The 20,571-nt window shown below is 62.3% G+C and carries 22 protein-coding genes and 1 tRNA gene; 10 read left to right on the forward strand and 13 right to left on the reverse strand.

Annotation, left to right across the window (positions count from 1 at the left end):
• The first annotated feature begins 68 nt into the window (after nt 1-68).
• The 6 genes from VGP39_RS02700 (at nt 69) to VGP39_RS02725 (ending at nt 5,872) form a co-directional block, all read left to right on the forward strand.
• Nucleotides 69-659 carry an ANTAR domain-containing response regulator gene (locus tag VGP39_RS02700; protein ID WP_327566561.1) on the forward strand — a complete coding sequence of 197 codons (591 nt, stop codon included), beginning with the start codon at nt 69-71 and terminating at the stop codon, nt 657-659.
• Nucleotides 656-1,828 (forward strand): CmpA/NrtA family ABC transporter substrate-binding protein, encoded by a 1,173-nt coding sequence (locus tag VGP39_RS02705; RefSeq protein WP_327566562.1) that lies wholly within the window; start codon nt 656-658, stop codon nt 1,826-1,828. The genes VGP39_RS02700 and VGP39_RS02705 overlap by 4 nt, the downstream gene beginning before the upstream one ends.
• 90 nt (nt 1,829-1,918) lie before the next feature.
• Nucleotides 1,919-2,152 carry a hypothetical protein gene (locus VGP39_RS02710; protein ID WP_327566563.1) on the forward strand — a complete coding sequence of 78 codons (234 nt, stop codon included), beginning with the start codon at nt 1,919-1,921 and terminating at the stop codon, nt 2,150-2,152.
• A gap of 2 nt (nt 2,153-2,154) precedes the next feature.
• Nucleotides 2,155-3,939, forward strand: coding sequence for a NirA family protein (locus VGP39_RS02715; protein ID WP_327566564.1), 1,785 nt, complete (start codon nt 2,155-2,157; stop codon nt 3,937-3,939).
• Nucleotides 3,936-5,543 (forward strand): sulfite reductase subunit alpha, encoded by a 1,608-nt coding sequence (locus VGP39_RS02720; RefSeq protein WP_327566565.1) that lies wholly within the window; start codon nt 3,936-3,938, stop codon nt 5,541-5,543. Before VGP39_RS02715 ends, VGP39_RS02720 begins: the two co-directional genes overlap by 4 nt.
• A 176-nt stretch (nt 5,544-5,719) precedes the next feature.
• Nucleotides 5,720-5,872 carry a hypothetical protein gene (locus VGP39_RS02725; RefSeq protein ID WP_327566566.1) on the forward strand — a complete coding sequence of 51 codons (153 nt, stop codon included), beginning with the start codon at nt 5,720-5,722 and terminating at the stop codon, nt 5,870-5,872.
• Here VGP39_RS02725 and VGP39_RS02730 read toward each other — a convergent pair.
• From VGP39_RS02730 to pxpB, 3 genes are read right to left on the reverse strand one after another with little or no spacing between them, the layout of a single operon-like run.
• Nucleotides 5,869-6,636, reverse strand: coding sequence for a LamB/YcsF family protein (locus VGP39_RS02730; protein ID WP_414644545.1), 768 nt, complete (start codon nt 6,634-6,636; stop codon nt 5,869-5,871). The two genes, VGP39_RS02725 and VGP39_RS02730, sit on opposite strands and share 4 nt — an antisense overlap.
• A 31-nt stretch (nt 6,637-6,667) precedes the next feature.
• Nucleotides 6,668-7,702 carry a biotin-dependent carboxyltransferase family protein gene (locus VGP39_RS02735; RefSeq protein WP_327566567.1) on the reverse strand — a complete coding sequence of 345 codons (1,035 nt, stop codon included), beginning with the start codon at nt 7,700-7,702 and terminating at the stop codon, nt 6,668-6,670.
• Nucleotides 7,699-8,430, reverse strand: a complete 732-nt coding sequence (pxpB, locus tag VGP39_RS02740) for a 5-oxoprolinase subunit PxpB (RefSeq protein ID WP_327566568.1) — start codon at nt 8,428-8,430, stop codon at nt 7,699-7,701. Before pxpB ends, VGP39_RS02735 begins: the two co-directional genes overlap by 4 nt.
• Before the next feature lie 235 nt (nt 8,431-8,665).
• Here pxpB and VGP39_RS02745 point away from each other — a divergent pair, with 235 nt between their 5' ends.
• Nucleotides 8,666-9,364 carry a ribonuclease activity regulator RraA gene (locus VGP39_RS02745; protein ID WP_327566569.1) on the forward strand — a complete coding sequence of 233 codons (699 nt, stop codon included), beginning with the start codon at nt 8,666-8,668 and terminating at the stop codon, nt 9,362-9,364.
• A 122-nt stretch (nt 9,365-9,486) separates the two neighbouring features.
• Nucleotides 9,487-9,894: a (R)-mandelonitrile lyase gene (locus VGP39_RS02750; RefSeq protein WP_327566570.1), complete on the forward strand. Its 408-nt coding sequence runs from the start codon at nt 9,487-9,489 to the stop codon at nt 9,892-9,894.
• A gap of 15 nt (nt 9,895-9,909) precedes the next feature.
• Here VGP39_RS02750 and VGP39_RS02755 read toward each other — a convergent pair whose 3' ends face one another.
• The 7 genes from VGP39_RS02755 to VGP39_RS02785 form a co-directional block, all read right to left on the reverse strand.
• On the reverse strand, nt 9,910-10,317 hold the full coding sequence (locus tag VGP39_RS02755; protein ID WP_327566571.1) for a hypothetical protein: 408 nt from the start codon (nt 10,315-10,317) through the stop codon (nt 9,910-9,912).
• 91 nt (nt 10,318-10,408) lie between these two features.
• On the reverse strand, nt 10,409-11,833 hold the full coding sequence (locus VGP39_RS02760) for an amidase (protein ID WP_327566572.1): 1,425 nt from the start codon (nt 11,831-11,833) through the stop codon (nt 10,409-10,411).
• A gap of 76 nt (nt 11,834-11,909) precedes the next feature.
• Nucleotides 11,910-12,899 (reverse strand): hydroxyacid dehydrogenase, encoded by a 990-nt coding sequence (locus VGP39_RS02765; protein WP_327566573.1) that lies wholly within the window; start codon nt 12,897-12,899, stop codon nt 11,910-11,912.
• 37 nt (nt 12,900-12,936) lie between these two features.
• Entirely contained in the window at nt 12,937-14,037 is a 1,101-nt protein-coding gene (locus VGP39_RS02770; RefSeq protein ID WP_327566574.1) for a sn-glycerol-3-phosphate ABC transporter ATP-binding protein UgpC, read from the reverse strand.
• Between the two features lie 5 nt (nt 14,038-14,042).
• On the reverse strand, nt 14,043-14,957 hold the full coding sequence (locus VGP39_RS02775) for a carbohydrate ABC transporter permease (RefSeq protein ID WP_327566575.1): 915 nt from the start codon (nt 14,955-14,957) through the stop codon (nt 14,043-14,045).
• A complete protein-coding gene (locus tag VGP39_RS02780) occupies nt 14,957-15,895 on the reverse strand; it encodes a sugar ABC transporter permease (protein ID WP_327566576.1) in 939 nt (312 codons plus the stop codon). Before VGP39_RS02780 ends, VGP39_RS02775 begins: the two co-directional genes overlap by 1 nt.
• Before the next feature lie 159 nt (nt 15,896-16,054).
• Complete coding sequence (locus VGP39_RS02785; RefSeq protein WP_327566577.1) at nt 16,055-17,395, reverse strand: ABC transporter substrate-binding protein; 1,341 nt, start codon at nt 17,393-17,395, stop codon at nt 16,055-16,057.
• 416 nt (nt 17,396-17,811) lie between these two features.
• Between VGP39_RS02785 and VGP39_RS02790 the strand changes: the two genes are divergently transcribed.
• Nucleotides 17,812-18,528, forward strand: a complete 717-nt coding sequence (locus VGP39_RS02790; RefSeq protein WP_327566578.1) for a Spy/CpxP family protein refolding chaperone — start codon at nt 17,812-17,814, stop codon at nt 18,526-18,528.
• 27 nt (nt 18,529-18,555) lie between these two features.
• Here the strand turns inward: VGP39_RS02790 and VGP39_RS02795 are convergent, their stop codons facing one another.
• From VGP39_RS02795 to VGP39_RS02805, 3 genes are all read right to left on the reverse strand, one after another.
• Nucleotides 18,556-18,765 carry a hypothetical protein gene (locus VGP39_RS02795; RefSeq protein WP_327566602.1) on the reverse strand — a complete coding sequence of 70 codons (210 nt, stop codon included), beginning with the start codon at nt 18,763-18,765 and terminating at the stop codon, nt 18,556-18,558.
• Between the two features lie 126 nt (nt 18,766-18,891).
• Nucleotides 18,892-19,152 (reverse strand): hypothetical protein, encoded by a 261-nt coding sequence (locus tag VGP39_RS02800; protein WP_327566579.1) that lies wholly within the window; start codon nt 19,150-19,152, stop codon nt 18,892-18,894.
• A 144-nt stretch (nt 19,153-19,296) separates the two neighbouring features.
• A tRNA-Ser gene (locus tag VGP39_RS02805) sits at nt 19,297-19,386 on the reverse strand.
• 242 nt (nt 19,387-19,628) lie between these two features.
• Here VGP39_RS02805 and VGP39_RS02810 point away from each other — a divergent pair.
• Nucleotides 19,629-20,567, forward strand: a complete 939-nt coding sequence (locus tag VGP39_RS02810; RefSeq protein ID WP_327566580.1) for a septal ring lytic transglycosylase RlpA family protein — start codon at nt 19,629-19,631, stop codon at nt 20,565-20,567.
• The last annotated feature ends 4 nt before the right edge of the window (nt 20,568-20,571 follow it).

Here is a 20,571-nt window from a genome sequence, read left to right on the forward strand (position 1 = left end):
CAACATTACAAGGCTTTAAGCGGCCTTTGTGCGTGCTATGGATATTTTTGCCGGAATGCGAGTGATCGATGACCGCCGACCAGTCTCCCAAGATCGTCATCGTCGACGAAAGCCCGATCCGGGCCGCGATCCTCGAAGAAGGGTTGCGGGAGGCGGGCTTCGTCGGTGTCACCCACATCAGCGAAATGCACAACCTGCTGGCCCGTATCTACGCGCTCGATCCCGATGTGATCCTGATTGACCTGGAAAATCCCAGCCGCGACGTGCTGGAACAGATGTTCCAGGTCAGCCGCGCAGTGCGCCGGCCGATCGCGATGTTCGTCGACCAGAGCGATTCGGCATCGATCCAGGCCTCGGTCGATGCCGGGGTTTCTGCTTACATCGTCGACGGCTTGAAGAAGGAACGCATCAAGCCGATCCTCGATCTCTGCATCTCGCGCTTTAATGCATTCTCCAAATTACAGGACGAACTCGAGCGCACCAAATCCGCGCTGGAAGACCGCAAGGTGATCGATCGCGCCAAAGGCATCCTGATGAAGCTGAAAGGGCTGACCGAAGACGAGGCCTATGTGCTGCTGCGATCCACCGCGATGCGCGAGAAAAAGAAAATCGGCGAAATCGCCCAGTCGATCGTCACCGCGTCGGAGCTGCTGAAATGACCGGTCAGCCGCTTCACATTGGCTTCATTCCGCTGGCTGACGCCGCGGCGCTGATTGTCGCCGTCGATAAAGGGTTCACTGCCGCGGAAGGGCTCGACGTCACCTTGGTACGGGAAGTGTCATGGTCCAATGTCCGCGACAAGCTGAATATCGGCCTGTTCGATGCCGCCCATTTGCTGGCGCCGGTCGCGATCGCTTCAAGTCTCGGGCTCGGCCATGTCAAGGTGCCGATCGTGGCGCCGTTCAATCTCGGCCTCAACGGCAATGCGATCACGGTGTCCCCCGCGCTGCATGCCGCGATCATGAGCGAGATAGACGGTAATCGGTTCGATCCGATGGTCACCGCGCTGGCGCTCGCGCGCGTGGTCGCGGCAAGGCGCAAGCGCGGCGCCGAACCCCTGACCTTCGGCATGACATTTCCATTCTCGACGCACAATTATCAGTTGCGGTTCTGGATGGCCGCAGGCGGCGTCGATCCCGATGAAGACGTTCGTCTGGTGGTGCTGCCGCCGCCTTACATGGTGGACAGTCTCGCCAGTGGACACGTCGATGCTTTTTGCGTCGGCGCGCCCTGGAATTCCGTCGCGGTCGATCTCGGTGTCGGACATATCCTGCATTTCGTCGCCGACATTCTGGTCCGTGCCGCTGAGAAGGTACTGGCGGTGCGGCGGGACTGGGCAGAGAAGAATCCGGACCTGGTAGCCGCGCTGATCCGGGCGCATTTTCGCGCCGCCGAATTCATCGAGGATCCGAAAAATCGCGCCGAGGTCGCGCGGATGCTGGCACAATCGGAGCGGATCGGCGTGGATGCCGATGTCATCCTGCGCACGCTGGACGGCCACCTGAAAATTTCTCCGGACGGGACCATGCGCGAAAGCAGCCGCTATCTGCTGGTCGGACGGGAAGGGGCGGCACGGCCCGATCCGGTGCAGGCAGCCTGGCTCTATGCGCAGATGGTGCGCTGGGGACAGGCCTCGATCAGCCCCGAGGCGCTCGAAGTCGCCAAGGCGGTATTCCGTCCGGACCTTTACGAGGCAGCTTTGGATATTGCAGGAAATGCCGGGAAAAGGGGTTCCGACGCCATAGGCGCGTTCGCCGGTCCGGCATTCGACGCCGACGACATCGCGGGTCATCTGGCTGCGTTCGAAATTGGCCGCCGAAAACCCTGAGGCACCACCTGACGCAATCCTGAGCGAGGCGCAACAGGCTAGTTTTTAGGCGTTGTGCGCGAGAATCAGCTGAGATCGCGATTTCGCCAATTGGCCCGTATCACGCAAGCCTTTGAAATTTATTATTTTTATCAAAATTACAGGCTGGCACACAACTTGAATGTTGCAGTGCAGCCAGCCGCCATGGATACCGCTGGTTTTGTCAAGATGGATTTCCGCAGCAACGAGGCTGGTCGGACCGCTCTTTGGAAATCACTCGATTTCCGCGCGGTCAGAATCCGTTCCGTTGAGCCGCAGCAGTGGCAGCAGGAGCTTCGTCGTTAGCAATGAAAATCGAAACCCTCTCCATCGACTTCACTGACGAGCAGAAACGCTATCTCGAAGGGTTCGCCTCGGGCCTGCAGATCAGCCGCGCCGGAAGGGGACTTGGCGCAGCATCAGCCAAGGCGGGCGCTGAGCCGACCGGCCCGGATGCCGCACACGTCAAGGCCCAGGACAAGGTGTTGACCAGCGGCAAGAAGCTCGCCGACCCCGAAAAATACAAGCGCGAGGAGCATCCGTTCGATGCCTATCCGCGTTTGAAAGAGCAGGCACTCACCAACGCGCCGCCCTCGCCGGCGGATAATTTCCGCTGGCGCTATTACGGCCTGTTCTATGTGGCGCCGGCGCAGGATTCCTACATGTGCCGGCTGCGGATTCCGAACGGAATCCTGAAACATTGGCAATTTTCAGGGATGGCGGATCTCGCCGAGCGGCTGTGCGGGCCTTTCGCGAATGTCACCACCCGCGCCAATCTGCAGGTGCGGGAAATTCCGCCCAAGCACGCGGTCGAACTGATCGAGGGCATCCAGGACCTCGGCCTGTGCTCGCGGGGCTCGGGCGCCGACAATATCCGCAACGTCACGGGAACGCCGACGGCCGGCATCGATCCGCAGGAATTGCTCGACACCCGACCCTACGCGCGGGAATGGCACTACCATATCCTCAACGACCGTTCGCTCACCGGGCTGCCGCGCAAGTTCAACGTCGCCTTCGATGGCGCCGGCAAGATCGCGGTGCTGGAAGATACCAACGACATCGCCTTCGCCGCCGTTGAGGTGAAGGGCGGTTTTGGGGTCGAGCCCGGTATCTGGTTTCGGCTCGGAATCGGCGGCATCACCGGCCACAAGGATTTTGCGAAAGAGACCGGCATCGTCGTCAAGCCCGAAGACGCCACAAAAGTCGCCGACGCCATCGTGCGGGTGTTCATTGATCTCGGCGACCGCACCAACCGCCTGAAGGCGCGGCTGAAATATGTCATCGACGGCATCGGGATGGAGAAATTCCTGCGGCTTGTCGAAGACAAGCTCGGCGAGGCATTCACCCGCGTACCGTCCGAAGCCCTGGTGCCGCGTCCGGCCTTCGACCGCATGGCGCATATTGGGGTGCACAAGCAGAAGCAGGAAAGCTTGAACTGGATCGGGGTGTCGCTGCCGCTCGGCAAGGTCACCTGCGCGCAGATGCGCGGGCTTGCCAAAATCGCCCAGGACCTCGGCGACGGAGACATCCGTCTCACGGTCTGGCAGAACCTTTTGATCCCAGGCGTGCGCGACGAGAACGTCGCGCTGGCGATTGCCGCGATTGAGGCGACGGGCCTTGCGGTCAAGACTTCAAACATCCGCGCCGGGCTGATCGCCTGCACCGGCAATGCCGGCTGCAAGTTCGCGGCCGCGGACACCAAGCGCCATGCCGCGGAGATCGGCGACTGGTGCGAGCCGCGCGTGCCTGTCGAGACCCCGCTCAACATCCATCTTACCGGCTGCCACCATTCCTGCGCGCAGCATTACATCAGCGATATCGGCCTGATCGCGGCAAAAGTGCCCGCCGGCGAGGAGGACGACACCGTCGAGGGCTATCATCTGTTCGCCGGCGGCGGTTTTGGGCCGCACGCCGATGTCGGCCAGGAGGTCTATCACGACCTCAAGGCCGCCGACGCGCCCAAAACCGTCGAGAATTTATTGAAGGCGTACCTGTCGCATCGCGCGTCGGCGGATGAAACCTTCCTGAGCTTTGCGCGGCGCCACGACGGCGAGACCTTGCGTAAACTTGCCGACGCGGAGGCTTCCGCATGAACCAGATGACGCCGCCGCCGAAAACCGAAATCATTCCATCGTCAGCGCCATTTTCCGAAGCGCAGCGTTCCTGGCTGAACGGTTTCTTCGCGGGTCTGTTATCAACAGACGGCCCTGCGCCGCTGTCGGCGGAGCAGGGCGCTGCCGTGCTGCAAGGCCCATTGGGTGACGGCGGCGACGGCGACGCACCGTGGCATAACCAGACCATGCCGATTGCGGACCGCATGAAGCTGGCCGAAGGCCGCCCGCTGCGGCGGCGGATGATGGCGGCGATGGCGCAGCAGGATTGCGGCCAGTGCGGCTACAACTGCCACGACTATTCCGACGCGATCGCCGGTAAATCCGAAACGCGACTGAACCTCTGCGTTCCCGGCGGCAAGGAGACCGCGCGGATGCTCAAGGCGCTGAACGAGGAACTGGAAAAGGCGCCGCCGGCTTCATCCACAGCGGTGGTCGCGCGCGCCGCAGCAGCGCCGGCAACCACGGCCGAAGTCGGCCGCTCGCGAGACAATCCCGCGCCGGCGGCGTTCGCATCGCGCCGCCTTTTGAACAAACCCGGCTCGGAAAAGGAGACATGGCATATCGATTTCGACCTCACCGGCTGTGGCCTTGACTACGTCGTCGGCGACTCCTTCGGCATTTTCGCGCGCAACGATCTCGGCCATGTCGACCAGATCATCGCGCTGCTCGGCGCGTCACACACCACGGAAGTCAGGGGCAAGACCTTGCGTGAAGTCTTGCAGGATGAGGTCTCGCTGGCGCCCGCGCCGGACAGTCTGTTCGAACTGCTGTCGTTCATCACCGGCGGTGCGCGGCGTGAAAAGGCCCGCGCGCTGGCCCAGGGCGATGATCCTGACGGCGACGCCGCGGTATTAGACGTGATGGCGGCGTTGCAAAAGTTTTCGGGCGTACGGCCGCATCCCGAAGCGTTTGTCGAGGCGCTGGAGCCGTTGCAGCCCCGGCTGTATTCGATTTCATCGTCGCACAATGCGACGCCGGGAAAGCTGTCGCTGACGGTTGACTGCGTGCGTTACGTCATTGGCAAGCGCAAGCGGCTAGGGCTTGCTTCGACTTTCCTCGCCGAGCGCATCAATCCCGGCGATGAGGTCAAGGTCTACGTCCAGAAGGCACATGGCTTCGCGCTGCCGCAGGATCCGAAAACGCCAATCATCATGATCGGACCCGGCACCGGCATCGCGCCGTTCCGCGCCTTCCTGCACGACCGGCGCGCGACCGGCGCCGTGGGCAAGAACTGGTTGTTCTTCGGCCACCAGCGCAGCGATTGCGATTTCTTCTATGCCGACGAACTCAACGCGATGAAGACGTCCGGCCTGCTGACACGCCTGTCGCTTGCGTGGTCGCGCGACGGCGACAAGAAATTCTATGTGCAGGACCGCATGCGCGAGGTCGGCCGCGAATTGTGGACCTGGCTCGCCGAAGGCGCCAACATTTATATCTGCGGCGACGCCACGCGGATGGCGAAGGATGTCGAGCGCGCGCTGGTCGATATCGTCGCCCAATTCGGCGCGCGGTCGACCGACGAAGCGGTGCTGTTCGTCGCCGACCTCAAAAAGAAAGGCCGGTTCCAGCAGGACGTCTACTGACGGGTTCCAATTCGCATTAAATTGGAGCGAATAAAATTCTCGACGGGAATCTCGAGAGAGAATTTTAGCCTGCCAACCGGCTTATTGGCGGAATCGGCGTCGTTATTTCACGGTCTGGCTTGCACTTGGTCAAAATCGGCATTCCTCTAACGCACATGCTGCGTTGGAGAGCGACCATGCGAGAACTAACTGCGGAAGCCCGTCTGCACTTCTATGCGCGCTCGCTCTCGAGACGAACTGGACGAGGGTTGCATACCGCCGCGCTCTATGGATCGCTGGCCATGATCGCCGCCGTGGTGTTCGGCACGCTGTCGGTTCACCCGTTCTAGTTCGGCCTTGCGAACGGCGCGACCTCTATCCCGCCTTCCTTCAATGCTTGCCGCACCGCGCGCGCGATATCGACGGCGCCCGGCGTATCGCCGTGAATGCATACGGTGTCGGTGCGCATTTTGATGACTTTCCCAGTCACTGAAACAACGGCGCCATCCTGCACCATACGCACCACGCGCTGCGCGATCTGCGCTGCATCGTGCAGCACCGCGCCGGGCTTGCGCCGCGACACCAGTGAGCCGTCGTCTTCATAGGCGCGGTCGGCGAACACCTCGTGCACCATCGGCAGATTGGCGGCTTCGCCGGCCTGCACCAGTTTCGAGTTCGCCAGCACCACAAAGATCAAATTGGGATCGACCGCCTTGATGCCGTTGGCGATGGCGCGCGCGGTCAAGTCGTCCTCGCAGGCGACATTCGACAGCGCGCCATGGGCCTTGACGTGGGTCACCTTGTGGCCGGCTGCCGTTGCGATCGCCTGCAGCGCGCCGATCTGATAGGCGATCAGGTTTTCGATCTCCGACGATTTCATGCCGGGCACCGGACGGCGGCCAAAGCCGTGCAGGTCGCGATAGCCGGGATGCGCGCCGATGCTGACGCCGCGCGCCTTTGCAAGCTCGACCGTCTTGCGCATGATATCGGCATCGCCGGCATGGAAGCCGCAGGCGACGTTGACGGAGGTGGCAAGCTCGATCATGGCGGCGTCATTGCCCATTTCCCATGGGCCGAAACTTTCACCGAGATCGCAGTTCAGATCGATTGTCATGATGTGGTGCCTGCTGCTGTGAACGATTGTGTTAATCCTGTGCCTGAATTTGCCACGTACGCGCGTCGAATGCGTTGACGGCGGCTCCGGCAACATTCGCGCTTTGCAACGCCTCGATATCGAGAATGGTATTCTGCGCGTCGTGGACGCGGCCGGGCAGAGTGCGCAACAATTCGGCGATTTTCCTCGCTTCGGCCTGCGCCTCGATCATGCTGATCGCCTTGAACCGAAACGTGCGGCCTGCCGGTGTCTGTGCAAACCGCCCGAAATCGGCGGTGATCACGGTCGCGATCTTGGGATAACCGCCGCTGGTGCCGCGGTCCGGCATCAGCACGATGGGCGCGCCGTTACCGGGCACCTGGATGCTGCCGTTCACGGTGCCGTCGGAGACGATGTTGTGACCGTGCAGGTGCTTGATTGCGGGGCCTTCGAGCCGGTAGCCCATGCGGTCGCTGGTCGCTGAAATTTTCCATTCGCTGTCGAGGAATAGCTGCCTGGCGTCGCCGAACTCATCATCCTGCGGGCCCATCACCACACGGATCGGTCCTTCGGTCACGGCCGGAAGATCAATCGCGCGCTCGAGCGCGCCGCTCGCGGCCGCTACCTGGAGTTTGTCACCGGCCTGCAGCGGGCGGGGGTAGGGACTGCCGAGACCCGCGCGGGCATTGACGGCGAGACTGCCGAACATAGGCTCGCCCTGCACGCCGCCCTCGATGGCGAGATAGCTGAAGGTGGCGCCGCGCGCAAAGCCGAGGTTAAGGCTTTCGCCATCCGCCAGCGTCATCGATGTATCGAAGGCAACGGGGCGCTTGGCGATATCGGCGTTGCGCGCAGCTCCTGCGAGCGCCACGCGAACCGCGCCTTCGCGTCCGGTAAAGCTCGCGCCGAGCGGACCGACCTCGATGGCTGCGGTGAACGGCGCGTTGCCGACCAGGCAATTCGCAGCCGCAAGCGACAATCGGTCCATCGCGCCGCTCGGCACAAGACCATAACGTTGGGCGCCATAGCGTCCGCCGTCCTGCACGGAGCTCGCTGGGCCGATGGCCGATATGATGAGCTGGCTCATGACGCTATCAACTCTGCGACGATCTCGCCGTTTTCCGCGGCGCGATCCTGTTCGGCAAAGGTCTTTGCGTCGACCGCGGTGAACGTCACGGCGTCGCCGGGCTCCAGCAGGAAAATCGGATCGCGGTGCAGCTGATAGGTTCGCACGGCGGTCCGACCGAGCAGATGCCAACCGCTGGGCCCGGCCAGGCACTGCACGCCGGTTTGCACGCCGCCGATCGAAATCGTGCCGGCCGGCGTCAATAGCCGCGGATTCTTCCGCCGCGGCATATGCAGGAAATCCTCGAGGCCGCTGAGGTAGGACCAGCCCGGCGTAAATCCGATCATGGCGACGCGGTAGTTGCCGGCGACGTGCCGCGCCACGATATCGTCCGGCGTGGTGTCGAGGGTTCTGGCGACATTTTCGAGATCGATGCCGTGCTCGCCTCCGTAAGTGACGGGGATGCGCCAGCGCCGCGTGCTGAGCGTCGGCGGCACCGGTATTTGCGTCAGCGCCGTCAGTTTCTCGCCGAGTTCCTCAAAGCCGATCTGCACCGGATCGTAATGCACCAGCAGCGAACGGTAGGTCGGCACCGTCTCGGTGACGCCGGCAATCGCGTCGCGCGCCATGGTGCGATCGAGCGCCAGCACCCGCCGGTTGGCCTCGTCATCGATGTTGCGGCTGAATTCCACCGTGATGGCGCTGTCGCCACTGGGCAGAATGCGGGGCGGGGAGAGGGTCGCGGCCATGGCCTCACAGCTTGTCGGTAGACACCCCAGCCATAGCGCGTTTTTCACATCAGTGGAATCCGCTTCGCGCAAATTAGCTCGCGACTTCAATAAATTAATGCACGTATGTGCGATAAGATCCGGTAATCGCGCACCATGCGCCGCGAACCTCTCAGCGGCGACTTTGCGCCCCTTGACGCGATGGCCGCGCCCCGCAAGATGCGCCCCTCAATTCTTTACCGGAGCAGCCCTTCCAATGTCCTTGAGCCCAGAAGCTATTGCGACCCTGTCGCGCGTGACCACCGCGACCATCACTACCGTCCTGCTGAAGAAGGGGCTGCGGAACGTCTGGCTGCGCGGCTCGCGGCCGTTGCGGCCCGGACAGCCGCGGCTGGTCGGGGAAGCGTTCACGCTGCGCTTCGTGCCCGCACGCGAGGACCTCGCCACACCCGAATCATGGTCGTCGCCGATTTCGACCCGCACGGCGATCGAAGCCATGCCGGCGGGATGCATTGCTGTGGTCGATGCCATGGGCGTCAAAGATGCCGGCATCTTCGGCGACATCCTGTGCGCGCGCATGGTCGAGCGCGGTGTCGCAGCCCTGGTCACCGACGGCGTGGTGCGCGACCTTGAAGGCGTGCTCGGTACCGGCCTGCCGGTATGGTGCGACGGTTTCGCGGCGCCGCCGTCGGTCGCCGGCCTGACATTCGTCGGCTGGGGCGAGCCGATCGGCTGCGGCGGTGTCGCGATCTTCCCGGAGGACATCATCGTCGCCGATCAGGATGGCGCGGTCGTGATCCCGAAAGCGTTTCTCGATCTAATTCTGGCCGAAGGGGCGGAGCAGGAGCGGATGGAGGCGTGGATCGTCGATCAGGTCAACGGCGGCGCGGCGTTGCCGGGGCTGTATCCAATGAACGCCGAGACCAAGGCGCGCTACGCAGCTACAAAGAAATGACCTCATCCTGAGGAGCGCGTTTTTACGCGCGTCTCGAAGGATGAGCCATCTTCATGGTTCGAGACGGCGCAAGAGCGCCTCCTCACCATGAGGGATTTCACTCACAGGGAGAGGAAAACTCGATGGACATTCATCTCGCAGGCTCACGGCCCACCCGGCGCGCGTCGAGCGATTGGTTCACCGGTACGGTCTGGCAGGATCCGATCAACACGCCGCCGGCCCCGGCGCGGGTCAATTCCGCACGCGTCGCATTCGAGCCGGGCGCGCGCACCGCATGGCATACCCACCCGCTCGGGCAGACGCTCTTTGTCATTTCCGGCGTCGGACGGGTGCAGACCAAGGGCGGTCCGGTCCGGGAAATCCGCCCCGGCGATACCGTGTGGATTCCGCCCCATGAAAAACATTGGCACGGCGCCTCGCCGACCAACGGCATGGTTCACATCGCGATGCATGAGTCGCTGGACGGGACTCATGTGACCTGGATGGAGCATGTGACCGATGAGGAGTATTCCGTGGCCGTTGGGGGATAGGGCTTTGCGCGGGGGCTAGATTTCGCCGGCATCGTTGGCGGCATTCGATGCCGCTACGTCTCGAGCAGCCATCTCGCGCTTGATGCCTTCGAACCGCAGCCGCGCTTGGCTCTCGCGGTCGTCGACGAATTTGATGGCGGCATCCTGCGGCATCGGCCCGCTGCTGATCGGCACGGAATTATCGCCGATGGTCTCGTCGACGAAATAGTCGCCGCGGTCATCGCGCCGCACCGTCCATTTGAAACGGATCGCCTGCAACGGGCCCGGACCCATCTTCGAGTATCCATCGGCCTCGGCCACTTGGGAGGAGACCGCCGGTTCTTCTACAGGAATGGGAGCATCCGAAAAGGAAAGAGATTCCGGCTTGTCAAGGATGCTGGCGATGGCCGCCAGCGCGTGATCGGTGGGGTCGCTTTCGTTCAAGACGCAGTCTCCCGAATTGGTGCGCAATCCGCTGCGACCGGCATCAGCCGAGCCGCGAATATTGGTTTTATTTCGGATCGCTGTGGCTTTTTTAAGCGCAGACCGGCGGGCGTTTTTCCTTCCAGGGCCGCTCTTGTTCGAGCTGGGCCGCCAGCCGCAACAGCGTCGCCTCGTCGCCGAGTCTTGCTGCGAACATCATGCCGAGCGGCAGCCCCGCCGCGTTCCATGCCAGCGGCACCGACATCGCCGGCTGGCCGGACATGTTGAACATGCTGGTGCCCGGCATGTAGCGCCGCAGGATCGGGGCGATATGCGACAGGTCGTCCGACATCGTATCGAGTTCGCCGATCTTGAGCGGCGGCGCGCAAAGCGTCGGCGACAGGAAAACATCGCAGCTTTCAAAGAACGTTGCCAAGCTGTGCAAGATCTGGAATGCGCTGAGCTGCGCGGCGACGTAATCCGTCGCGGTCTGCTTCTGTGCATTGTTGGCGCTTGCAAGCGTCAGCGTTTCGAAATCATTGCCGGTCATGGCGCGGCCGAAACGCTGTTCGGCAGTTCGTACCGTCAATGCGGTGTTGGCAGCCACAATGGTCGACATCACCACAGCCGGATCGGCGGGCAGCGAAGGCGCGCGTTCCTCGACTTGATGACCAAGGCCGGCAAGCATCGCCGCCACGTCGCGCACCGCCGCAGCGATTTCGGCATCGATGCGGTCGCCATAGGGCGACTTGTCGGTGAACGCGATACGCAACCGTCCGGGATCCCGTCCGACCTCCTGCGCGAAAGGCCGTTCCGGCGGCGGCGCGATATATGGGCTCGATATTTCAGGCCCGTGGATCGCATCCAGCATCGCCGCGCTGTCGCGCACGCTGATGCTCAACACATGACCGCAGGAAAATCCGCCCCAGCCTTCGCCGCGGTCGGGGCCGAGCGGATTGCGCGCCCGGCTCGGTTTCAAACCGAACACGCCGGACGCCGACGCGGGAATGCGAATCGAGCCGCCGCCGTCGCTGGCATGCGCGACGGGGAGAATGCGCGCGGCCACCGCCGCGCCGGCACCCCCGGAGGAGCCGCCGGAGGAATGCGCCAGATTCCATGGATTGCGCGTCGGGCCGAACAGCCGGGACTCTGTCGTCGGCATCAACCCGAATTCCGGACTCGAACTCTTGCCGAAGATGGTCACGCCGGCGTTGAGAAAGCGCTGGGCGAGGGTGCCGGTATGATCGGCGACATTGTCCTTGTAGACGCTGGCGCCCGAAGTGGTCCGTGTGCCCTCAAGAAGGTCCAGATCCTTGAGCAGAAACGGCACGCCGGTAAAAGGGCCATCCGGAAGCCCCCTGTCGATTTGCCCTCGCGCGTAATCGCAGTGCTTGACGACGACGGCATTGATCTGCGGATCGACTTTCTCGGTCCGCGCAGTAGCCTCATCCAGCAGTTCGCGCGGGCTGACCTGTTTGGTGCGGACGAGATCGGCAAGGCCGAGCGCGTCGTAGCTGCCGTATTCCTTGATGGTCATGAATGTTACTCGCGCAGATGACGATAAAGTATCGAAAGCCGGATATGATCGAGCGACCGGAGCTAGCGCTCGTGCATCAACCGAGCACGTCCTGGTTGATGACATTCTGCCGGATCGGTTCGCCGTCGAGCGCGCTCAGGATATTCCGGGCGGTTTGCTCGCTCATCCGGTCCACCGCTTCGCGGGTGACGCCCGCCACGTGCGGCGCGATGATCACATTGGGCAATTCGAACAGCGAATGCCCGACCGGCGGCGGCTCCTGTTCGAAAACGTCGAGGCCGGCGCCCGCGAGCCTGCCGGAAACCAGCGCGTCGTGCAGCGCAGGTTCGTCGATGATGCCGCCACGCGCGGTGTTGACCAGGTAGGCCGTGGCCTTCATGCGCTTCAGGCGCGCGGCGTTGAACATGCCGACCGTCTCGGACGTCTTGGGACAATGGATGCTGACGAAATCGGCGCGCGGCAATGCCCCGTCGAGGTCGGCAACCGGCTCGCAGCCGGCGGCCTTGATTTCTTCAGCGGGCTTGTAGGGGTCATAGACCAGAACGCTCATTTCCATCGCAAGACAGCGTTTCGCCGTGCGCGTGCCGATACGGCCGAAGCCGACGATGAGAACGGTCTTGCCATAGAGGTCGAACGGCAACTTGCCGAGCCGGATGCTCCAGTTGCCTTCCTTGACCAGCGCATGCATTTCCACTGCGCGTTTGGCCAGCGTCAGCATCATGAACAGCGCCTGTTCGGCGACCGACGGCGAGTTCGCGGTACCCGCGACCATCAGCGGGACCTTGCGGCGGCTCAGCGCCGGAACATCGACGGAGTCGTAGCCGACCCCGATACGGGTCACCACCCTCATATCCCCCGATGCTTCGAGTTCAGGCTCGCCGAAGCGGGTTGCGCCCAGCGCCACGCCATGAACGGGCGCGTGCTGCTTCAGCATCGCCTCGAAATCCGCGGCGGAAATCATGTTGGGAAATTCGACGACTTCGATGTCGTCGCGGTCTTTGAACAGTTCACGTCCCTTCGGTGAAAAAGATTCGGTGATCAGAATTTTCTTCTTGTTGGTCGCCATTGCCCTGCACCCTCGGCCGCTTCTTGTTATGCGGCCGTCATATCACGGCGCCGCTGGCCTCATTTAGCAGGTGCATGTTGTTGAGGTCCACAGCCAAACGGAGCGGCTTTCCGGCCTGTGCATTCACGTTGGGATTAACTTTTCCGCAAATCTGGGCGCCTTCCAGCGTGAAATAGACCAGCGTTTCCATGCCCATCGGCTCGATCACATCGAGCACCGTCTCGAATTCCTCAATGCCGGGCTCGGGATGCGCGCTTGCTTCGGCGATATGCTCGGGCCGCAACCCGAGCAGCAATTTTTCGTCTCGTTTGATCGGCTGATATCTCGCGGCGCGTGCCGGAGGGAGAGGAAAAGAAATGCGATCGGTCAGCCGAACGTGCAGCTTGCCCGAAACATCCTCCAGCCGGCACGGGATGAAATTCATCGCCGGCGAGCCGATGAAACCGGCCACGAAGCGCGTGGCAGGCTTGTGATAGAGCTCGTTCGGCGTGCCGATCTGCTCGATGCGGCCATGGTTCATGACCACCACGCGGTCGGCCAGCGTCATCGCTTCGACCTGGTCGTGGGTCACGTAGACGGTGGTGGTGCGGACTTTCTGATGTACTTTCTTGATTTCGATCCGCATCTGCACCCGCAGCTTGGCGTCGAGGTTGGACAGCGGCTCGTCGAACAGAAACACCTTTGGATGGCGGACGATGGCGCGGCCCATCGCAACGCGCTGGCGTTGGCCGCCCGATAGCTGCTTCGGCTTGCGGTCGACGAGTTCGGCGATGTCAAGCATGCGGGCGGCTTCATCGACCCGGGTCTTGATCTCGGCTTTCGGAAAACGCTTCAGGCGCAATCCGAACGACATGTTTTCCGCGACCGTCATGTGCGGATACAGTGCGTAGTTCTGAAACACCATGGCGATGTCGCGGTCCTTCGGCGGCACGTCGTTGACGACATCGCCGCCGATCATGATGTCGCCGTCGGTGATGTCCTCCAGGCCGGCAATCATTCGCAGCGTGGTGGATTTTCCGCAGCCCGATGGTCCCACCAGCACGACAAACTCATGATCGGCGATGTCGAGATCGATGCCGCGCACCGCCTCGACCTCGTCGTAACGCTTGACGACTTTACGCAGCGTAACATCGGCCATGAATGCTAACCCTTCGTCGCGCCGGCGGTGAGCCCGGCGATATAGTAGTCCATCAGAAACGCGTAGATGATGAGTGGCGGAGCGGCGCCGAGCAGGGCGCCGGTCATGATCTGCCCCCAAGCGAAGACGTCGCCTTTAATCAAGCTCGTGACGATGCCGACCGGCATCACGAGTTGATCCGTCGACGTCGTGAACACCAGCGGATACAGAAACTGCGCCCACGAAACGGTGAAGGCGAAGATGGTCGCGGCGATGATCCCGGGCAACGCCACCGGAATGAAAATGCGCGTCAACGTCTGGAACCAGGATGCGCCATCGATAATGGCAGCTTCGTCGAGCTCCTTGGGGATGGAAGCAAAGTAGCCGATCATGATCCAGGTGCAGAACGGCACGGTCAGCGTCGGATACACGATCAGCAGCACGTACCACCGGTTGATCAACGGAATCCCGGTGAAATCGCTGAACACCACGAACATCTTGAACAGCGGGAGAAACAACAGCGTGTCAGGGATGAGATAGGTCAGAAACACGCCGGTGGCGAGCGTAGCCGAACCCCAGAACCGCATGCGCGCCAACGCGAACGCGGCCGGCACGCTGATCAGCATGGTGATGGTGACCACGAAAATCGAGACCATCGCCGAATTGCGAAAGAACGTGAGGAACTGGTTTGAGGTCAGAAGCTCCACGTAATTGGAAAGCGTCGGATGAAATACCCACCAGGGATTTGTCGCCGCGGAAATCTCGGCGCTGGTCTTCAATGAGGTGATCAGCATGTAGAGCGGCGGCACCAGTGAGAAGACCGCAAACAACGTCAGGAAAAAGTACGACCATCGCAGCGCCCAGGTGCGGTCCCGGCTCATGCTGCCGTATCTGACCGTGCGGGTCGGCGCGGCCTTGTCGATCACTACTGTGCTTGCCATCAGGCTTCATTCCCGCGTTTGTTGATATCGCGCAGGATGAAGATCGCCGCGATCGCGAGAATCGGCACCATGAACAGCGAAACGCTGGCGCCGAGCGGGATATCGCCGCCCTCGATGCCGATCCGGAACGCCCAGGTCGCAAAGATATGGGTATGATCCAGCGGGCCGCCCGCTGTCAGCACCCGGACAATATCGAAATTCGCGAACGTAGCGATCAGCGAAAACAGCGTCGTGATCGCGATGATGTTGCGCATCATCGGCAGCGTCACGTACCAGATGCGCTGCCACCAGTTGGCGCCGTCGATGGCGGCGGCTTCATAGAGCTGGTCGGGCACCGACTTCAGGGAGGCCAGATACATGATCATGAAGAACGGCGCGCCGAACCAGATATTCACCAGAATGACCGAAAATCGCGCCCAGCCGGCCTCACCGGTCCATGGAATCCGCTCGACGCCGAAACCGGCCAACAAATAGTTGAAGGCGCTATACGACGGATCGAACAACCAAAGCCACGCCAGCGTGCTCATTGCCGGAGGAATGACCCACGGCACCAGCAGCATTCCACGCCACTTGCGCTGGCCCTTGGCCGGAATGTTATGGACGAAGTGGGCGACGATGAAGCCGATCAGCGCCTTGAAAAACACCGCCGTCAGCGCGAAAATACAGGATTGCTGGACCACCAGCCAGAACGTCTCGCGCTTGAAAAGGAACTGGAAGTTTCCAAATCCGATAAAGCGCTGCATCGACTTGTTCAGCGTTGCCAGGTGCAGCGAATAGAATGCCGGATAAATCACCAACAGCGCGATCAACAGGATCAGCGGCAGCGTCATGAGAAAGGCCATGGTGGACTTTCGCTTTAACGCGGTCTGTAAACTGGCGCGCTTGCGCGCCGTTCGCGGCTGGACAACGCGGTTCGGCTGAAACGTGACATCAACCATGAGGCATCTTCCTCGCCTGTTTCAGAAGTACCGGCCCCGGGCATTCCGGGTGTATCCACGGGAAGCCGGCATCGTGGCCGGTGCTGACGTAAGACGTCGTTGCGAGAGCTCGCGCCGCGGCACGCGAGCAGTGCGTGTCCGCGGCGCAAATCCTTCGCTTTAGCTCCGCATGAAGCCTTCGAGTTCGCCTTCGGCCCAGGCGAGCGTCTTCTCCATGGCTTCGCCCTGGTAGAAACGCACGCACATCTTGGTCAGGGTCGCCTGGGTGTAGATCTGCTGGGCGATCTTCGGCGGCGCCGGCGATGCCGCGATCGAAAGCGTCTGATGCTGGTGCGGATTTGGATAATGGTAGAGCGTGCCCTTCGGCGGGCTTTCCTCGGCCCATGTCTTCAGGGTGGTGAGCTTCTCGAACGCCGGCAAATCATAGCCGCCGCTCGCCGCCACCAGTTTCTCGACCGCGGCCGGTTGCGACAGATGCAACAGCACGCTCTTTGCCGCTTCCTTGTTCTTGGAGAAGTTCCATACGGTCCAGAAATACGGAAGGAACGGTGCAAAGCGGCCTTTCGGGCCGACCGGGAAGCCGTGGGTCCAGCATTGCTCGGCGATCTGCGGCGCATCGCGCTTGGCCACAGCCCATGCGCTCGGCGGGTTCATGATCATCGCGCCTTTGCCTGAAACCAGCCACCTGTTGTTGGAACCATCGTCCCACGCGGCCACGTCCGAGGGCAGGAACGCCATCAGTTTTTTGTAATATTCGAGCGCCTGCCGCACGTTGTCATTCTTCACGACGACGTTGCCTTTGGCATCGACGACCTGCGCGCCGAACGCGAGGAAGAAAGCGCCGACAGTATCGACAGAGTCGCTGGTCTCGCCGAGACCGATGCCGAACGGAACGCCGCCCTTGTGGCAGGCCTCGGCCGCCTTCAGGAATGCGTCCGTGGTCCAGGCATCGGCCTTCGGCGGTGCACCGGCTGGATACATCTCCTGAACGTCGATGCCGGCATGCTTCTTCATCAGATCGATTCGCGAGCAGGGCCCCTTGATCTGACTGCCGATACAGGCCGGGACGCCCAGCCACTTTTCGCCGGCCTTGCCGAGGTATTTGACGGTGCCGTTGACGTCGCCGTTCTGCTTGATGACCGCTTCGACAATCTCGTTCACGGGTTCAAGCAGGTCGGCTTGGGCGTGCGGCCACCATGTCGGCATCGCAAGGATGTCATGGCCGGATTTCGCCTGGGCCTCGGCTGCGATCGTCAGCAGGTTCTTGTTGCCCTGACTCGGGATGTAGTCGATCGAAACCTCGACCTTCTCCCTGGCGGCCCACTCATTGATGAGGTCGGTACTGGCCTTGTTGGCGCCGGGCACCCAGTGGTCCCAAAGACCCAACGAGAGTTTGCCGGCGGCATTTGCCGATCGAACATACGGCGCAGTTATCAATGCCGCGGATGATAGTGCGGTAGCGGCAACAAATTGCCGTCGAGTGAGCTTCCTCCGAGACATGGCGTTCTCTCCCTGGTGAGCCATTCATGGTGAGCTAAATTGTACTGTTGTTCTTGTTTCTCCGTCTGCCAGCGACGCCGCAATTGGGGCACTGCCGGGCGCTGCGGAGATTTCGTTTTGACAATCAGAGCAGAATTGCCGGCGTCTGTCGAGAAATCAGCTAGTCGCGGCTTCTAGAACTTACGTTGCGTGTGGAAACGGCAGGCAAGGCGTTTCCCTCGCATGAGGCTGCAGTCCATGAGCACATACTGCGCTGCACACACTGCCGGCCTGTGCGCGATTGCCACAGGGGCTGTGTCGGCGAGATGCCACAGTCCGTGCCGTGGACTTGCGCGAGGTGAAAACGATATTGTGTGAATCGCCCTCGACGCGCAGCAAAGCGCGGCAAAAGAGCGCTCGCCCAAGGAGAACAGCTAATGCTCAGCCCGAGACCGCCGACGCGCACGATCCGGAGATTGCATTTCGCGCTCGTCGCCGGAGCCGTGGTATTCATCGCCGCGTCGCCCGCTGCGCATGCCCAAGGATTGGTCAAAGGCGTTCAGCAGGGGGCGCAGGCGGGCAACCAGGCCGCCGGGCCGGTGGGCGGGGTGCTGGGCGGCGCCATCGGCGGGGTCGTGGGTGTCTTCACCGGCGTGCTCGGAGTTCCCGGCAACAATGCGCAAGCGCCTGCAGCCACACCGCCGCCCGGAGCAAAACAAGCCAGTCCCGCAAAGGGAGCGAAAGCGGCAAAGGGCAAAGCAGCCCAAACGGCCGCGGTGCAAACCGCCGAGCCGCAGCTGACGGCGGAGCAGATCGTCGCCAACAGCGACGCCTATATCGACCGCATCAAGACCGAACTGCGGTTGACGCCAGAGCAGGAGAAGCACTGGACGGCGTTCAACAGCGCCATGCATTACCTCGGCCACAACGGCGCCGATCGCCTGAACCTGCGGATTGCGCGCGCACGGCGCGATCCGCCCGACGATATCATCGAGCAGATGCGCAACGAGGCCCAGTTCCTCAACGACCGCGCGGTCGATCAGAGGAATGTCGCCGACGCGGCCGAGCCGCTGTTTGCAAGTCTGGATGCCCGACAAAAGGCGATTTTCATCGACCAGATGGTTCGTTTGAGCCGGGAGCGGGGATTGGACTGAGACGTCAGCTGAACCGCCCCGGCGCCCTCACAAAACGAAGGCGCCCAAACGATACTCCCCAACCGCTTCGGACGGGGACTGCACGACCAGCGTGAAAGCGGCATCCGGGTATTGCTGCCACACCGCGAGATCGGCGGCGGTGATCGTCAGCCAGCCGAACGTGAACAAGTATCGGCCGGGCTCGGCAACGCGCCCGACCTGCGCCCAAGTAACTTTATGGACCGCGGGATCGATCACATTGCGTCCGCCTTCAAGGCCGGATTGAGCAGACGAGATCACCGCTAAAACCAGCGGAAACATGATCATGCTGACGGAACGCGGCCGCGGCAAACGAAAAAAGAGGGCCGAAGCCCTCTTTCCCGATCAGTAGCGGCGATAGCCCCGGCGAACTCCGTAGGCGTAGCCGCCTCGGCGCACGCCGTAGCCATAACCGCGGCGGACGCCGTAGCCATATCGGACGGCCGGCCGGGTGCGGATGCAGCCGTTCGGACCGCAAACCAGCGCAACGCTCTCGACATTTGCGATTGGCGACAGCGGGGCAAGCGGCATGGCCGATGCCGTTGCGGCAGTGAGCGCCGCGCCGCCGAGCGCAACAAGGCCAACAAGTGCGAATTTAAGTTTCATGTTTTCTCCAGTGGAAGTTACGTCGTAGCGCACAGTACGAAGTCGAATGTGAACAAGGGATGAGCGCTCCATCGCCAGATGGACGGATAGTTAAGGGCGAAAATAAGTTCGGTGTCGAGGATGCGGGCTAGACAATCAGATATATGGCGGAAGGGGTGGGATTCGAACCCACGGTACCCTTGCAGGTACGCCGGTTTTCAAGACCGGTGCCTTAAACCACTCGGCCACCCTTCCAATGCGAATCTCATGAGGGAAGGCGTCGCCGATTGCAAGCGACAGCTCCGGTCCCCGCGTGCACGAAACCGGATGGCCCGCGGGAGCAACCATTCCTTCACCACGTCCGAGCCCACCCCATTTCCGCCGCGTTCACCCTGCGCTATATTCATACCTTGATGCGGAGATGGGCCGCATCGGGAAAAGCGGCCGTTGAACGCCTGACATAGGCACGCGGCCGGCGGAATGGTATTTTGGGGCGAATGGGGATTCGGCAGTCAAATCGTGTTGGCAGGGCGGTGCGCGCCACTGCGCTTGCGGGCGCATGCCTCCTTGTTGCGAACTGCGCGCAAAACGGAAAATTCAGCCGGGTTGACCCCAAATACGGGGTGTCCAGCAGCCCGCGGGTGGTCGCCTTCGGCGAGCCGGTGCCCAAGGGCGGCGGCACGTATCGGGTCGGCAAGCCCTATACGGTTGCGGGCCGGATGTACGTACCGGAAGAGGACGCCGGCTACCGTGCCGAGGGCATGGCCTCCTGGTATGGCGATGATTTTCACGGCCGGCTGACCGCCAATGGCGAAGTGTTCGACATGGCCTCGCTTACCGCCGCGCACCCGACGCTGCCGATGCCGTCCTACGCCCGGGTGACAAATCTCAGCAACGGCAGGTCGCTGATTGTCCGGGTCAACGACCGCGGGCCGTACCACGGCAACCGGGTGATCGATGTTTCCAACCGCGCGGCCGAGCTGCTCGAATTCAAGGGCAATGGCGTTGCGCGGGTGCGGGTCGAATATGTCGCGCGGGCGCCGCTGGAAGGCTCGGACGATCGTCAACTGATGGCGACGCTGCGCACCGGCGTGCCGGCGCCGTCACCCTCAATGGTCAGGGTGGCTTCGGCCAGACCGTTTGTCCCTGACATCCCGCTGCAGGGACGCGCGATCCGCGGCGAAGTTCCGATGCCGGAGGGGCGGCCCTATACGCTCGGCAATACGTCGGCGGACCTGGCGTCGATCAATGCGACGTCGGAAATGTCGGCATCGGGACGCGTGCATTCCGGCGGACGTCTGATCGAAAACCCGCGCGCGGTATCTTATGACAATAACGGCCCTTATGCGCCGCCGAGCGCCAGGCCTGTCTCCGCCTACGCGCCGGTCGATCAGCGCGGCCCGAGCGAGTTGCTGTCGGGACGCGGGCTCTACTGAGCGG

It is taken from the genome of Bradyrhizobium sp. (assembly GCF_036009065.1).
Lineage (GTDB): Bacteria > Pseudomonadota > Alphaproteobacteria > Rhizobiales > Xanthobacteraceae > Bradyrhizobium.